This is a genomic window from Pseudomonas sp. Irchel s3f7, from assembly GCF_900187615.1.
GTDB lineage: Bacteria > Pseudomonadota > Gammaproteobacteria > Pseudomonadales > Pseudomonadaceae > Aquipseudomonas.
Genome location: NZ_FYDO01000027.1, coordinates 56,008 through 69,898 on the forward strand (window position 1 = coordinate 56,008; position 13,891 = coordinate 69,898).

15 protein-coding genes and 2 pseudogenes are annotated in these 13,891 nt (G+C 58.8%); 9 read left to right on the forward strand and 8 right to left on the reverse strand.

Translation table 11 applies throughout. The features are described from left to right. Positions 1–22 precede the first annotated feature (22 nt). Both CKW19_RS21950 and CKW19_RS21955 read left to right on the forward strand, forming a co-directional pair. Positions 23–481: an N-acetyltransferase gene (locus tag CKW19_RS21950; RefSeq protein ID WP_095059827.1), complete on the forward strand. Its 459-nt coding sequence runs from the start codon at positions 23–25 to the stop codon at positions 479–481. Positions 482–514: 33 nt separating this feature from the next. Beyond that, a pseudogene (locus tag CKW19_RS21955) lies at positions 515–613 on the forward strand (YkgJ family cysteine cluster protein); the annotation flags it as partial. Between the two features lie 65 nt (positions 614–678). On the opposite strand, the gene CKW19_RS21960 reads toward CKW19_RS21955, so the two are convergent. After that, the gene (locus CKW19_RS21960) at positions 679–936 is read right to left on the reverse strand and encodes a hypothetical protein (RefSeq protein ID WP_095059828.1); all 258 of its coding nucleotides are present in this window, start codon (positions 934–936) and stop codon (positions 679–681) included. Between the two features lie 201 nt (positions 937–1,137). On the opposite strand from CKW19_RS21960, the gene CKW19_RS21965 reads away from it, so the two are divergent. Beyond that, entirely contained in the window at positions 1,138–2,112 is a 975-nt protein-coding gene (locus CKW19_RS21965; protein ID WP_095059829.1) for a D-glycerate dehydrogenase, read from the forward strand. Positions 2,113–2,298: 186 nt separating this feature from the next. Then, positions 2,299–2,808 (forward strand): DUF2165 domain-containing protein, encoded by a 510-nt coding sequence (locus CKW19_RS21970; protein WP_095059830.1) that lies wholly within the window; start codon positions 2,299–2,301, stop codon positions 2,806–2,808. 26 nt (positions 2,809–2,834) lie between these two features. Here CKW19_RS21970 and CKW19_RS21975 read toward each other — a convergent pair whose 3' ends face one another. Then, positions 2,835–3,737 (reverse strand): DMT family transporter, encoded by a 903-nt coding sequence (locus tag CKW19_RS21975; protein WP_095059831.1) that lies wholly within the window; start codon positions 3,735–3,737, stop codon positions 2,835–2,837. 150 nt (positions 3,738–3,887) lie between these two features. Here CKW19_RS21975 and CKW19_RS21980 point away from each other — a divergent pair, with 150 nt between their 5' ends. Then, positions 3,888–4,763, forward strand: coding sequence for an AraC family transcriptional regulator (locus CKW19_RS21980; RefSeq protein ID WP_095059832.1), 876 nt, complete (start codon positions 3,888–3,890; stop codon positions 4,761–4,763). A 189-nt stretch (positions 4,764–4,952) separates the two neighbouring features. On the opposite strand, the gene CKW19_RS21985 is transcribed toward CKW19_RS21980, so the two are convergent. Next, positions 4,953–5,357 carry an HPF/RaiA family ribosome-associated protein gene (locus tag CKW19_RS21985; protein ID WP_095059833.1) on the reverse strand — a complete coding sequence of 135 codons (405 nt, stop codon included), beginning with the start codon at positions 5,355–5,357 and terminating at the stop codon, positions 4,953–4,955. 214 nt (positions 5,358–5,571) lie between these two features. Then, positions 5,572–6,519 (reverse strand): LysR substrate-binding domain-containing protein, encoded by a 948-nt coding sequence (locus CKW19_RS21990; RefSeq protein ID WP_095059834.1) that lies wholly within the window; start codon positions 6,517–6,519, stop codon positions 5,572–5,574. A 136-nt stretch (positions 6,520–6,655) separates the two neighbouring features. On the opposite strand from CKW19_RS21990, the gene CKW19_RS21995 reads away from it, so the two are divergent. Together CKW19_RS21995 and CKW19_RS22000 are read left to right on the forward strand one after the other, a co-directional pair. Continuing rightward, positions 6,656–8,032 (forward strand): L-serine ammonia-lyase, encoded by a 1,377-nt coding sequence (locus CKW19_RS21995; protein WP_095059835.1) that lies wholly within the window; start codon positions 6,656–6,658, stop codon positions 8,030–8,032. 286 nt (positions 8,033–8,318) lie between these two features. Beyond that, positions 8,319–8,636 (forward strand): DUF3509 domain-containing protein, encoded by a 318-nt coding sequence (locus CKW19_RS22000; RefSeq protein WP_095059836.1) that lies wholly within the window; start codon positions 8,319–8,321, stop codon positions 8,634–8,636. Here the strand turns inward: CKW19_RS22000 and CKW19_RS22005 are convergent. Next, on the reverse strand, positions 8,633–9,133 hold the full coding sequence (locus tag CKW19_RS22005; protein WP_095059837.1) for a phosphate-starvation-inducible protein PsiE: 501 nt from the start codon (positions 9,131–9,133) through the stop codon (positions 8,633–8,635). The two genes, CKW19_RS22000 and CKW19_RS22005, sit on opposite strands and share 4 nt — an antisense overlap. A gap of 285 nt (positions 9,134–9,418) precedes the next feature. Between CKW19_RS22005 and CKW19_RS22010 the strand changes: the two are divergent. Further along, a pseudogene (locus CKW19_RS22010) lies at positions 9,419–9,658 on the forward strand (YebG family protein); the annotation flags it as partial. A gap of 217 nt (positions 9,659–9,875) precedes the next feature. Here the strand turns inward: CKW19_RS22010 and CKW19_RS22015 are convergent. Continuing rightward, complete coding sequence (locus CKW19_RS22015) at positions 9,876–10,895, reverse strand: Glu/Leu/Phe/Val dehydrogenase dimerization domain-containing protein (RefSeq protein ID WP_095059839.1); 1,020 nt, start codon at positions 10,893–10,895, stop codon at positions 9,876–9,878. A gap of 182 nt (positions 10,896–11,077) precedes the next feature. Here CKW19_RS22015 and CKW19_RS22020 point away from each other — a divergent pair, with 182 nt between their 5' ends. Then, positions 11,078–11,881, forward strand: coding sequence for a SirB1 family protein (locus tag CKW19_RS22020; RefSeq protein ID WP_095059840.1), 804 nt, complete (start codon positions 11,078–11,080; stop codon positions 11,879–11,881). A 58-nt stretch (positions 11,882–11,939) separates the two neighbouring features. Here CKW19_RS22020 and maiA read toward each other — a convergent pair whose 3' ends face one another. Then, on the reverse strand, positions 11,940–12,575 hold the full coding sequence (maiA, locus tag CKW19_RS22025; protein ID WP_095059841.1) for a maleylacetoacetate isomerase: 636 nt from the start codon (positions 12,573–12,575) through the stop codon (positions 11,940–11,942). Between the two features lie 11 nt (positions 12,576–12,586). Continuing rightward, the gene (fahA, locus tag CKW19_RS22030) at positions 12,587–13,891 is read right to left on the reverse strand and encodes a fumarylacetoacetase (protein ID WP_095059842.1); all 1,305 of its coding nucleotides are present in this window, start codon (positions 13,889–13,891) and stop codon (positions 12,587–12,589) included.

The following is a 13,891-nucleotide window of genomic DNA, read 5'->3' on the forward strand; positions in this document are numbered from 1 at the left end:
GACTGAAGATTTTTGTTGGTTAATGCGGCGCGACCTCACTGAAGCCGTGCCGGCCATCAATTGGCCTGCGGATCTGCAATTGACTGAATACCGCCCCGAACTCGCCGACGCCGTGCACCGTTTGATGGAACTCGGTTATCTCGATGGCGGCGGTCGCGTGGCGACATTGGACATGTGGCAACGGCAATTCGAAACCGACCCGGAATATGACCCGGCGCTGTGTTTCATCGCCCTGGACAACGAAGGTGTCGTGGGCGTGTGCCACTGCTGGACCAGCGCCTACATCAAGAATCTGGTGGTGCATCCACGGTTCCAGGGGCGGGGACTGGGGCGAGCGCTGCTGTTGCAGGCCTTCAAGGTGTTCCAGCAGCGGCGCGAGGGTTTTGTCGACCTGAAGGTGAGGGAAGACAACCTTCAGGCGCGGCGATTGTATGAAAGCGTTGGCATGCGTGCGATCCGCCGGGAGCCGATTCCACTCTGATTCCGCTGAATCGCCGTCTCATGACCTCGGATGCGCATTTATCCGATGGAAATCAACTCGCACATTCCCCTGAACACCGCCGTGAAGGAGTGTCCGCCAGAATCCGGGGAAAAAGAGCCCGAGTTTATTGTCGACGACCTGGCTGGGCAAACGTTGCCTGAGTGGGGCAGCGAATGGCTGTTCCATGTGTCGAAGGCCTAGCGCTTACCCATCGACCGACGAGTCCCCGGCGGTGCCATTCCCGGGGTTTTGGTGTGGCCGTTCTTGGCGCCGTTTTTGTACCACGGCTGGTTGGAACCCTTGGCGGACGCCAGCTCACCCGGTTTGAACGGGAACTTGAACGCGGGGATCTCGGCTTGGGTTTCGCTGTCGGCGCTGGAGTCGACGCTGTCTGGCAGCTCTGCCTGTTCGTCGCTCAAAGCGTCGGCGACCGGCGGTTGTTTCGGGGAAGTCATGAAAGCTCCGGGTGATGCATAAAGTGTCGGGCCCGGTGAGCGAGCCGCGAAAGGCGCCAGTATAAACGGAACGGCAGCGACAAGCTTCAAGCGGCAGGCTTCAAGTTAAAAGCAATGGGAGCGGCTTTTTGACTTGCAGCCTGCCGCTTGAAACTTGTAGCTTGCTAAGCATTCTTCACCGCCCCGACGAGCCTGCCTCCCATGAAAAAGACTGTCCTTGCGTTCAGCCGCGTCACTCCTGCAATGGTTGAACGTCTGCAACAAGACTTCGACGTCATCGTGCCGAATCCGAAAAACGGTGACATCAATGCCCAGTTCAACGAAGCACTGCCCCATACCCACGGCTTGATCGGTGTGGGTCGCAAGCTCGGCCGTGCGCAACTGGAAAACGCCACCAAACTGGAAGTCGTCTCCAGCGTTTCGGTGGGCTACGACAACTATGACCTGGCCTACTTCAACGAACGCGGGATCATGTTGACCAACACGCCGGACGTGCTCACCGAAAGTACCGCCGACCTGGCGTTTGCCCTGTTGATGAGCAGCGCCCGCCGCGTTGCCGAGCTCGACGCCTGGACCAAGGCCGGGCAATGGCAGGCCACTGTCGGTGCGCCGCTGTTCGGTTGCGATGTGCACGGCAAGACCCTGGGCATCGTCGGCATGGGCAATATCGGAGCGGCCATCGCCCGACGCGGTCGACTGGGGTTCAACATGCCAGTCATCTACAGTGGCAACAGCCGCAAAACCGAGCTGGAACAGGAGCTCGGTGCACAGTACCGCAGCCTCGATCAATTGCTGGCCGAAGCTGATTTCGTCTGCCTGGTGGTGCCGCTCAGCGAAAAAACCAGACACTTGATCAGCCACCGAGAACTGGCGCTGATGAAGCCCAGCGCCATTCTGGTGAACATCGCCCGTGGCCCGGTAGTCGATGAACCGGCACTGATCGAAGCGCTGCAAAACAATCGGATTCGCGGTGCAGGGCTGGACGTCTACGAGAAGGAACCCCTGGCGGAGTCGCCGCTCTTCCAGTTGAAAAACGCCGTAACGTTGCCGCACATCGGTTCAGCCACCCATGAAACCCGCGACGCGATGGCCAATCGCGCCCTGGACAACTTGCGCAGTGCCTTGCTGGGCGAACGCCCTCAGGACCTGGTCAACCCGCAAGTCTGGAAAGGTTGATGTAAAAAGGGGCAGGTGTTGATAACACCTGCCCAACTACAAACAGAATGATGCCACTTGAAAACAACGCCAAACAAACAACCCATACACACTCTGAAATTCAGTCCGCCATCAAACAAACGCACCACGCGATAGACTCCATTTAACTTTCCGAACCTGACCGGAATTAAATGGAGAAACTAAAAGTTGAATCAACTCACCACCAACCAACTCATCAAAATCAGCAAAGTCGCCCTGATGCTTTTCTTCAGCCTATTTGGGCTGCTGATGATGCACAGCAACTTCACCGACTATTCCACCAATTACGAATACCTCGGCCACATACTGAGCATGAACACCACTACCGATAACGAGAAATACAGCTACCGGGCCATTACCTCGCCGATGCTCCACCATCGAATTTATTGGTTGATCATCACATTGGAGGTCATTTACACCACACTCTGCATCATCGGAACTTTTAATCTCTACAGAAACATAAACACCAGCGACGAGGCATTTCACGAATCAAAAAAGCCCGCCATTATTGGATTACTGATTGCAATCTTTCTTTATTACATTTGCTTTCAAGTGATCGGCATCGAATGGTTCAACATGGATGAATCAAAAGACTGGAACTATAAGGATTGGGCGCGAAACATTGTCGACTTCATATTACCGCTATTGTTCTTTACCGCTTGCAAGATCGAGCGCTGAGTAGTGAGGCGCTCGATCTCGCAGCGTTAGGCCAGTTTGCCGCTTCCCTGCACCTGCGGTACTCGTACTTTACGAAACACCAGGACGTTGCCCGCCATCACCAGTAACAGACCCACCAATGCCGGCGCAGTCCACTGATAGCCCTCGGCAAACGCTGACACGTTGAGCGCCACTACCGGGAACAGAACGGTGCAGTACGCGGCACGCTCCGGCCCCATGCGCCCAACCAGCGTCAGGTAGGCGGTGAACCCGATCACCGAGCCCGGAATCACCAGATACAACAACGAACCGATGTAGCGTGCATTCCATTCCATGTCGAACGGAATGCCTTTGACCAGGCACCACACCGAGAGCATGGCTGCACCGTAAGCCATGCCCCAGGCGTTGGTGGTCAGCGGCTTGAGACCGGCCTTCTGCTGCAGGCTCGAGAGCATGTTGCCCGCCGAAAAACACAAGGTCCCGCACAACGCCAGCCCCAGGCCGAGCAAGGTTTCCGGGCTGGCAGTGTGCCCCGCGAGTTCAGGCCAGAACAACAAACCAAGCCCGAACAGCCCCAGCGCACCGCCCATCAAGACGTTGCGTGCGATTTTCTGGCCGAAGAACACCCGCGCGTTCAGCGCGTTCCACAACGTGGCGGTGGAAAACACCACCGCGACCAGACCGCTGGGGATCCATTGGCTGGCGGTAAGAAAGCACATGAAATTGATGCAAAACAGGCACACACCTTGCGCCAGACAGATCAGATGCCCACGCCGGTTCATCACTTGCAGCCGTCGGCTCAACAGCAAGATCACGAACAACACCAGCGCAGCGAGGCCGAAGCGATAAACGATCGACACGGGAATCGCGACCACGCCCAGTTGCCATTTGAGGGCAATCCAGGTGGTGCCCCAGATCAGCACCGTCAGCAAATACAAAGACAGGTTCATGACAAAGCTCCTCGATAGGGAATCAGTGTCCTGCGCCTCGCCTCGGTGCACTTGCATAAACTTGCGGTTTTGTCCGGCGCCGGGCTGGCAGGCGAACGGCTACGGAGTAGGATGCAAGGCGTTGGATGCAGGTGTTAGAGAGCAACGATCATGGCTGCACTGGATACCCTACAAGTTTTTCAAGCCCTCAACCGCTCGCCCAATGCTCGCCTCGAGCACAGCGCCGAGCTCGGTGACGGCTTGTCCGCAGCCTTGTGGAGCAATCATCACGACGCCCAGGATTACGAAGCGCCCAGCCACCACACGTTGTCTTGCTACCTGGCCGGCGGCACCGGGACCTTTCGCCGCGACCAGCCCGGCAACATGGGTGGCCCGAACAAATTGTGCATCTTGCCGGCCGATCACCAGTCAGGCTGGGTAATCAACGGTGACATTCGCCTGGCACACCTGTATTTCAGTGCCGAACAATTTGCCTTGGGTTGCGTCACTCTGCTTGATCGCGAGCCCCGGGAATTGCAGCTGCGCGAGCAAACGTTTCTCGAAGACCCACAGCAAGCCCAGCGCTTTCGACAGCTGATCGCCCTCAACTGGGATGAGCCGGGTGAACGCGTGCTCACCAGCAGTCTGGCCCATGAAATGCTCAGCCATGCGCTGCTCAGTCAGGTCAACGTGCGTCAGGGTTTGCGCCTAAAGGGCGGGCTGGCCGCGCATCAACGTCGGCACTTGGTGGCGTTCATCGACAGCCACCTGGCCGACGCCATCAGCCTGGGCCAACTGGCGGCGCTTTGCGCACTGTCCGAGTACCACTTTGCGCGGATGTTCCGCGAAAGCTTTGGCCTGCCACCCCACCAGTATGTGCTGGCGCGGCGTCTGAACCGGGCGCGGGAGCTGCTGCGTTCGACATCCCAGCCGTTGGGTGAGATTGCGCTGGCCTGTGGGTTTTCCAGCGCCAGCCATTTCACCAACCGGTTTCGCCAGGCGCTCGGCGGGACACCCGGTGAATATCGGCAGGCGTTCTTGCGTTAGCCCCCCGGTGCCCCCACCTCTGGACTGCTTTTCCTGTAGGAGCAAGCTTGCTCGCGATGAACGATAACGCGGTCTACGAGCACCTCCACAAGCGCAGCCACAAAAAACTCACTCACTACAGGGCACAAACCAAAACGGGCCTGCATTCGCAGGCCCGTTTTTAGTGGGAAGGTAAAAGTGAATCAGGTGTCAGCCGTTAAGCGCTGCCTGTTCGTTCTCAAGAAACTCTTCTTCCAGCAGCTCATCAGCGCGGCGCTCGAACGGTACGACAGCGGCGCGTGGCTTGCCGCGCAATTTGCCGAACAGGTGTTCCAGTGCATGCTCGAGCTTGTCGGCAGCCCCGTCTATCGCCAGTTCCAGGTTGGCGGCTTTATGGGTGACGGAAATTGGTTGATGGCCTTTTGGCCGCGCCTCCAGTTGGCAGCGTATATCGTGGGGACCGGGCTTGTCGCCGTTCTCGTCCCGCAGGTGGACCTCGACACGTGTCAGGTCTTCTTCGTAGCGTTCGAGCGTGCTCTCAATGGTAGTACGTACCCACTCCTCCAGTCGTTTACTGCCTTGAATATGGTTATCGCTATTGACTTGGATTTGCATAGTTCATCCCTTATTTCAGCTAGCTCGCGAGAGGCCGGTCAGCTAAGCCCTTGGGCGTCATCACCGTGACCTCTTACTTACACAATCGGTCTGTACGCTGAACAATTCAACCCCTGATAAAAGATAAATATCTAATCGCAAAAAAAGCCGGACAACCGGTAAAAGCGCTGGTAAGGTCGGGAGTTGGGTCGCCCTGCCCTCAGGTAATAATTGCTCACATTTGCTGCTCCCCCAACGGGTGCAAGTTTCGGAAAATCCCTGCCTCCTCCACCAACCAATCGTGCACCGCGCGCACACCCGGATGGCTCAGCGCACCCGGCGCGTACAGCAACATGTAGCGTTTGTGATTGGGCACTGCCAGACCAAACGGTACGATCAACGCCCCGCGCTCCAACTCATCGTTGAGCAGAGTTCGTCGGGCAATCGCCACGCCCATCCCGGCAATGGCCGCTTCGATCGTCAGGTGATTGCGATTGAAGGTGTGGCCGCGTCGCACATCGGCCCCTTCGAACCCGATGGCATTTAAGTAAAACTCCCATTCCGCATATTCGTAGCTGCCGCGCCAGGCGGTGATGTCGTGCAACAAGGGGAAATGAATCAAGTCCGCCGGACCATGCAATGGCGGGCGCCCCCGCAGCAGGCTCGGCGCGCACACCGGGAAAATCTGCTCATCGAGCAAGGCTGTGGATAACAATCCGGGGTAACTGCCGTCGTTCAAGTCGATGGCCAGGTCGAAATCCCCTTCGTGCAACGGCACGCTGCTGTCCTCGGCCACCAGACGCAATTGAATGTCCGGAAAACGCTGCTGCAAACGTGGCAAGCGCGGGGTCAGCCATTTGCTCAGAAAGGATGGAATCGAACGCACCCGCAGAATCCCGCTGATCATACCCGCGTCCAGTCGTCGCAACTCCGCATCGATGCTGCCGTAGGCCTCGTTGACGGTGATGGCCAGTCGTTGCCCCTGCGCACTCAGTTCCACGCCACGGGCGCGCCGGTGAAACAGGCGGAACCCGAGACGCTCTTCGAGTTGGCGAATCTGCTGACTGACCGCCCCGGGTGTGATGTGCAGTTCTTCGGCGCACCGGGTAAACGACAGGTGTCGCGCGGCACAGGCGAACACGTTCAGCCAGACATAAGTCTGGGCGTGTAATTGGCGGCTCATCGTTTAGTCCTGCTAAAGGATATCTTAGGAATTTTCGTTGGTCACGTAGGACCTTGGCAGGCAGTATCACCCACATTGCGCTTGTCCTACAAAAATGGCAGCGATTCCTCCTCCATTGCTTTGTATAGGCTTTAGCATGGCTATCAGTGTTTTCGATCTCTTCAAAGTCGGCATCGGGCCGTCCAGCTCCCATACCGTCGGTCCGATGCGGGCGGCTGCAACGTTCGCCCAAGCCCTGGTCGATCAGGGTTTTACCGCCGACGTGCGGCGAGTGGAGATCCGACTGTATGGCTCTTTATCGGCCACCGGTGTCGGCCATGCCACCGACCGCGCCTGCGTGATGGGCCTGATGGGCGAGTGGCCCGACAGCATCGACCCCACCACCATTGATCCACGCATTCACACCCTGCGCGAAACCGGTCAGCTGCTGCTGGCCGGCAAAGCGAACATTGCCTTCGACTGGCAACGCGATCTCCTACTGCTCGACGAGAGCCTGCCCTACCACCCCAACGCGATGTCCCTGACAGCCTTCGGCGAAACCGGTGAACTGTTCGAGCAAACGTATTACTCGGTGGGTGGCGGTTTCATCATCGAAGCGGCGGAAGCCGAGTCGGGTATCGCACCGTCGAGCGATGTGGTGCTGCCTTACGATTTCTCCAGCGCCGCCGAATTGCTCAAGCTCTGTAACCAGCACGGCCTGCGCGTTGGCGAATTGATGATGGCCAACGAACGGGCGTGGCGTAGCGATGCGCAAATCCGCCAGGGACTGCTGCACATCTGGTCGGTGATGCGCGAGTGCGTCGAGCAAGGGCTACGTCATGAGGGCATCCTGCCGGGCGGTCTGAATGTTCCCCGTCGCGCCGCGAAACTGCACCGCAGCCTATTGGAAATCGGCAAGCCGAATGTCATCACGTCCACCTTGTCCGCGATGGAATGGGTGAACCTGTTCGCCCTCGCCGTGAACGAGGAAAACGCCGCCGGCGGGCGCATGGTCACGGCGCCGACCAACGGTGCGGCAGGGATCATTCCTGCGGTGCTGCACTACTACATGAAGTTCAATCCCGACGCCTCGGACGATGACGTCGTCGCCTTCTTTTTGGGTGCGGCAGCCGTTGGCATCCTCTGCAAGAAAAATGCGTCGATCTCCGGTGCCGAAGTCGGCTGTCAGGGCGAAGTGGGTTCTGCTTGCGCCATGGCTGCCGCCGGTCTCGCGGAGGTGCTTGGCGCCACGCCGGAGCAACTGGAAAACGCCGCCGAAATTGGCCTGGAACACAACCTCGGCCTGACCTGCGACCCGGTCGGCGGCCTGGTGCAGGTGCCATGCATCGAGCGCAACGCGATTGCTGCCGTCAAAGCGATCAACGCCACACAAATGGCCCTGCGCGGCGATGGTAAACATTTCATTTCCCTGGATCGGGTGATCCGTACCATGCGCGACACCGGTGCCGACATGCACGACAAGTACAAGGAAACTTCGCGAGGCGGACTGGCGGTGAATTGGGTGGAATGCTGACCGGTTTGGTTGCACACCTGCGCTTTTTGCCCTGAAACGGGCAGGCAAGTGATGACTGGTAGGCGCGAGCTTGCTCGCGATGAACCTGAGGCCGCGGCGGCGTGCCTGGCTAACAGCGTTATCGTTGACGACCATCGCGAGCACGCTCGCTCCGCCTGCCTTGGGCATGTCTCTTGCTACAACCCTGTTGGAACAATGATGGTGATATGGCCGGTGGTCTGACGTTGCGAACCAACCGGATTACGGCCGGTCAACAACTGCACGTTCAATCAGGCGGTGACGCATCATGGACAACCCTTTTCAACTCATTACCGATGCCTTTGCACCGGATTACCAGATCAACCTGAGCATTCAGGGCCTGGACGGCAGCATCATGCTGACCCTTTCCAACAGCGGTCGCATAGTGGCCAAACGGCTGATCAGCACCGAACAACGCAACGACCCCCAACGCCTCAAACGCCTGGTGCAAAGCATTCAGTTTGGTATCGCCATCGAACAGGGCCACAGCGCCATGACCATCCTGGATGCCATGACCGGCGGCGACACCCGGAACCTGCCGCCACCTCGAGGCAACGGCCGGCACCGCCCGACCCTGGGCCTTTAAAGTTCGCCTTTCTCGACCTCGGAATGTTCACTGGAACCCGCGCCAATCTTGCGGTGCGGGTTTTCAATTTTCACCGATGGAAATTGCGACGACGCATAACGCACCACCAGAATCGAAAACGCCAGCAACAGAATCCCGCCGCACAGGTAAATGATGCCGAGGTCGGGTGGGTTGTGGTGCGAGACATTCGAAATCAACAACCGCGTCAGTGCGGTAATCGCCACGTAGATCAGGAAGCGCACGGGCATGTGGTTGGTCTTGAAATAAATCCCGACCATCGCTCCCAGTTCCAGATAGATGAACAGCAGCAAGATGTCATCGATCTTGATGTGCCCCTGTTCGAGCATTCCCAGGAACTCCATCACCGCCGCCCATGCAGTCACGGCCCCAATGGCGAACAGCGCCAGGTAGTGAAAGGTTTCGACGAACAGATTGCCCAGGGACTCGGCCAGTTCATGCACGTTCTGCCGCAGCCTTTCGGCCCAGTTGATTTTCACGATGATGCTTCCTTAGGTCGGCTCGACCGGATGATGCGGGTTGGACGTGACGGTTTTCTGCATGCAGAAAGAAGGCCAGCCCATGATGGCTAGCCACTCGGAAATGCGCGCCGTGGCGTTTGGTCGCACCTCTGCTGGGCAGCGGCTGGTCCACCTGACAAATTCTGAATCCGAACTACATTAAAAAGCCACTACCCAAAGCGCAGGGTTTCGCTTATCCTTTTCGCTGTATATAAATACAGTAGTCGAATCAGACAACTAATGTGAAGGCATGTGAGGTGGTAAATGGCCGTCGAAGTGGTATACCGCAGCAGCCGAGATCTGGAGCGCTTGTTCATGGATAAAGCCGAAGCTGACCGTCATGACAAAATGCTCGAACTGGCTGAATTGCTGGCAGAGGTACTGCACAAAGCCGTTCCGTCCCTGACCGAGCAGCAAGTGGAAGAAGCCGGGATCTACATGGCGAAGAATCGCGATGTGTTCGCCAAGGCGTTCAAGAGCCAGCCGGACGCATTGTCCGAGTTGCTGACGGCACCGGTTGAGGTGGCCCCGGTGGTTGAGTCTGTTGAATCAGCCGAAGCCGAAGCGCCAGCGGTCAAACCCGCAAAGGCACCTAAAGCCGCGAAGTGACATCCGAATTGAATAGGCCCTGAGTCGAATGGCTCAGGGCCTTTTTCATTTTCAGAATCAATGGATCGCAGCCTTTCGCAGGCGCTGCCGAAGTTTGCGATCTTTTGATCACCTATCGATACAACACTTTCTCCGCCAACTCATCCGCCACCCTGGCCGGTGAGCGTTTTTCTGCCTGGGCATGGGCGAAGACTTCGGTCAGTCGCGAGCTGATTTTCGACAGGTGCGCGGTGATGGTCGGCAGTTCTTCGCCACGGTGCTTGAGCGACACATAGATCAACCCGCCGGAGTTGATCACGTAGTCCGGCGCATACAGGATGCCGCGCCGCTCCAGTTGGTCGGCGACTTCCAGATGGGTCAATTGATTGTTCGCCGAACCCGCCACCGCCGAGCAGCGCAGTTGCGACACGCTGTTGCTGTTGAGCACGCCGCCCAACCCACACGGTGCGAGAATGTCGCACGGGGTGCTGAGCAGTGCGTCGTTGGCAATCGGATGTGCGCCAAGTTGTTCCATGGCCAACTGGACCTTGCCGTGGTCGATGTCGCTGACCAACAGTTCAGCCCCGGCCGCATGCAGCTGTTCGGCCAATGCATAACCGACATTGCCCAACCCCTGAATCGCCACGCGCAACCCTTCCAGATTATCGCTGCCCAGTCGGGCCATCGCCGTGCTGCGGATACCGGCGAACACGCCCATCGCCGCGTGAGGCGCCGGGTCACCTGCCGAGGTGGTGCTGGTGACGTGCGGGGTCTGTTGGGCGATGCAATCCATGTCTGCCACCGACGTGCCGCTGTCGATGGCAGTGATGTAGCGACCGTCGAGTTGATTGATGCAACGCCCGAAGGATTCGAATAACGCGGCACGGCTTTCCACATGGACCGGGCGCATGATCACGGCGACGCCTCCGCCCTGGGCCAGACCGGCCAACGCGGCTTTGTAACTCATGCCCTGGGCCAGGCGCACGGCGTCTTCGACGGCTGATTCGTCGCTGGGATAGGCAAGGTAACGACAACCACCCAGGGCAGGCCCGAGTCGGCTGTTATGAATGGCAATGACCGCCTTCAACCCGGTCACCGGGTCGACGCTCAGGTGCAGCGATTCAAGGCGAGTGCTTTGCATGAGAGCGAACATCGTAAGGCTCCCGAATCACTTCTTGTAGTCGCCAGTATAGGCTTGCGCTCAAAAATTGCAGAAGCGCACCGGAATAAGCGAGCCCGCTATAGAAGCTTTCGGAAATAACCCGCAACCACCTTGCGCGGGACTGGACGAATGCCGCAGACGAGGCTAAAACGAGGCATTGCCCGGAGATTCTGATGACCCCGCGCCAATCGTTTTTTGCCTGTCTGCAACGTTCACCGCCCGCGCTGTTCGAGGCGGCGCTGTGGATTGCAGTCGAGCATGACAACGAGGTGAAGCCCGAAACCATTCTGGCGGACTTCAAGCAATTGCAACAACGGGTCAGTGGCGGTTTGCCGATGCTACCCGTAGGCGAGCTGGCCCAGCCGCTGTTACGACGCCTGAATGACCTGGGATTCGCCCAGGACGATGCCACCCCCTTGCGCCCGCAAGTCGCACTGCTCGATAAAGTACTGGAGCGCCGACGCGGACAACCGCTGACGTTGGGCTTGATTGCACTGGAGCTGGCGCATGGCCTGGAGATCCCCCTGGTTGGGGTCAACTTCCCCGGGCACTTTCTGTTGCGCGTACCGGGCGCCGATCATTTGCTCGACCCTTGCGGTGGCCGTCGCCTTTATCCGAACGATTGCAGGGAACTGTTGTACCGCCAGTACGGCCCGAACATGAAACTCAGCGCCGAGCATCTGTTGACCGCCGAGCCGGCGCAGATGCTGCAACGCCTGTCTCGCAACCTGCGCCAGCTGCACTTATCCCATGACGATTTTATCGGTGCCTTGATTGATGCCGAGCGCGTGCTGGAACTGGGTAGCGCCAACGCCTCGGACTACCTGGCCCGCGCCAGTCTGTACCAACGTCTGGATTGCCCGAACGCCGAACGCTTCGACCTGGAACATGCATTACTGCTCAGCGACGACCCGATCCAGCGGATTCGCCTCACGGAACGGTTGGGGCATTTACCGCCCAACTCCATCGTCCACTAAAAGCAAAAGATCACAGCCCATTCTCGTAGGAGCTGCCGAAGGCTGCGATCTCTTTGGATCAAGGGCTATCTGGCTGATTCGCCGGGTGCGCCTTGATGAACGCCGGGTGCGTGGCCGCCAATGCCGCCACTCGCCGGATTCGCGGATACGCTTCAAGGGAGACGTTGAACCGCTCCGCTGCGTACAACTGCGGGATCAGGTAGACGTCCGCCAGGCCCGGCTCAGGGCCGAAGCAGTAACCCTCATCACCGATCAACGTTTCCACCGCCGCCAACCCCTGGCTGACCCAGTGCCCGATCCACTCCACCACCTGCGGTTCGTCATGACCCCACTGTCGCAGCTTATTGAGCACGCTGACGTTGTGCAGTGGATGCACATCGCAGCCAATCACCGCCGCCACTCCCCGCTCATGGGCGCGAGCAGCGAGATCTTTGGAAAGCAGCGGTACCTGTGGATAACACTCCTCCAGGTACTCGATGATCGCGGGTGACTGGATCAACAGTTCGCCTTCGTCGGTGCGCAGGGCCGGAACACGACCTTGCGGGTTGACGTCCAGATACGGCGGCTGGCGATGCTCGCCACCTTGCGGTGCAATCAGGTTGACCGGCAGCGCCCGGTAATCCAGCCCCTTGAGCGCCAATGCAATGCGCACCCGGTAGGACGAAGTCGAGCGGTAATAGGTATAGAGTTCCATGCCCGTCCCTCTTAACGCGCCGGCAGCACTTTGCCGCGGCATTCGCCGAAGCCGATGGAGGCAAAACCTTCGCGGCGGCAACGGCCACGCAGGATGATTTCGTCGCCGTCCTCAAGGAATTTACGCACTTCGCCCGAGGCCAGTTCGATCGGCTTTTTGCCGCCCTCGGTAATTTCCAACAGGCTGCCGAACTGCCCGTTTTCCGGCCCCGACAACGTGCCCGAACCGAACAGGTCACCGGCCTGCAACTGGCAACCGTTGACGCTGTGATGCGCGACCATTTGTGCCACGGTCCAGTACATGTGCTGAGTGTTGCTCAACGTCAGACGATGGGCCGGCAGGTTTTGTTCGCGCATGGTTTCGGTGAGCAGCAACACTTCCAGTTCAATGTCGAAGGCGCCCGCCGCTTGATCGCGCTTGTCGGACAGGTACGCCAGCGGCTGCGGGTCACCCTCTGGGCGTGCCGGCTGGGCACGACGGAACGGCTCCAGCGCTTCGGCCGTCACCACCCACGGCGAGATGCTGGTGATGAAACTCTTCGACAGGAATGGACCCAGCGGTTGGTATTCCCAAGCCTGGATATCCCGTGCCGACCAGTCGTTGAGCAGGCAGAAACCGGCGATGTGATCGGCCGCGTCACCGATGGCGATGGAGTCGCCCATGTCGTTGCCCTGGCCGATCCAGATTCCCAGCTCCAGTTCGTAATCAAGACGCGCACAAGGGCCAAACGTCGGTTCGGTCTGGCCGGCCGGCAAGGTCTGGCCTTTCGGACGGCGCACGTCGGTACCGGATGGGCGAATGGTCGAGGCGCGGCCGTGATAGCCGATGGGCACATACTTGTAGTTCGGCAGCAGCGGGTTGTCCGGGCGAAACAGTTTGCCGACGTTCTGCGCGTGCTCGATACCGACGTAGAAGTCGGTGTAGTCGTTGATTTTTGCTGGAAGGTGCATCTCGCAATCCGCCGCCAGTGGCAACAGCTTTGCACCTTGGGCTTCGATCTTGCCGTGCAAGGTGCTGCCCTCGGCGAACAACTCCAGCAGGCGCTCACGCAGGGCAACACGCGCCTCGCGACCCAATTCAAAGAAAGCGTTCAACTGGCCGTCACGTGTGGCTTCGACCGCTGCTTTTGCGGCGCCTTCGAATAGCCCGGCGTCCAGCGCCGCTTGCAGATCAAAGATATGTTCGCCAATGGCCACACCGCTGCGCGGTGCCGAACCGTTCATGCTGAACACGCCCAATGGCAGGTTTTGCAGTGGAAAGTCAGCGTGGCCGTTTGCGGAGGCAACCCAGCTGCGAGTGATGGAAGTCTGCGTCAT

Coding starts and splice junctions, on each gene's coding strand:
- CKW19_RS21950 (WP_095059827.1), top strand. CDS start 23: ATGCGGCGCGACCTCACTGAAGCCGTGCCGGCCATCAATTGGCCTGCG.
- CKW19_RS21960 (WP_095059828.1), bottom strand. CDS start 936: ATGACTTCCCCGAAACAACCGCCGGTCGCCGACGCTTTGAGCGACGAA.
- CKW19_RS21965 (WP_095059829.1), top strand. CDS start 1,138: ATGAAAAAGACTGTCCTTGCGTTCAGCCGCGTCACTCCTGCAATGGTT.
- CKW19_RS21975 (WP_095059831.1), bottom strand. CDS start 3,737: ATGAACCTGTCTTTGTATTTGCTGACGGTGCTGATCTGGGGCACCACC.
- CKW19_RS21980 (WP_095059832.1), top strand. CDS start 3,888: ATGGCTGCACTGGATACCCTACAAGTTTTTCAAGCCCTCAACCGCTCG.
- CKW19_RS21985 (WP_095059833.1), bottom strand. CDS start 5,357: ATGCAAATCCAAGTCAATAGCGATAACCATATTCAAGGCAGTAAACGA.
- CKW19_RS21990 (WP_095059834.1), bottom strand. CDS start 6,519: ATGAGCCGCCAATTACACGCCCAGACTTATGTCTGGCTGAACGTGTTC.
- CKW19_RS21995 (WP_095059835.1), top strand. CDS start 6,656: ATGGCTATCAGTGTTTTCGATCTCTTCAAAGTCGGCATCGGGCCGTCC.
- CKW19_RS22000 (WP_095059836.1), top strand. CDS start 8,319: ATGGACAACCCTTTTCAACTCATTACCGATGCCTTTGCACCGGATTAC.
- CKW19_RS22015 (WP_095059839.1), bottom strand. CDS start 10,895: ATGTTCGCTCTCATGCAAAGCACTCGCCTTGAATCGCTGCACCTGAGC.
- CKW19_RS22020 (WP_095059840.1), top strand. CDS start 11,078: ATGACCCCGCGCCAATCGTTTTTTGCCTGTCTGCAACGTTCACCGCCC.
- maiA (WP_095059841.1), bottom strand. CDS start 12,575: ATGGAACTCTATACCTATTACCGCTCGACTTCGTCCTACCGGGTGCGC.
- fahA (WP_095059842.1), bottom strand. CDS start 13,891: ATGACGCAGACTTCCATCACTCGCAGCTGGGTTGCCTCCGCAAACGGC.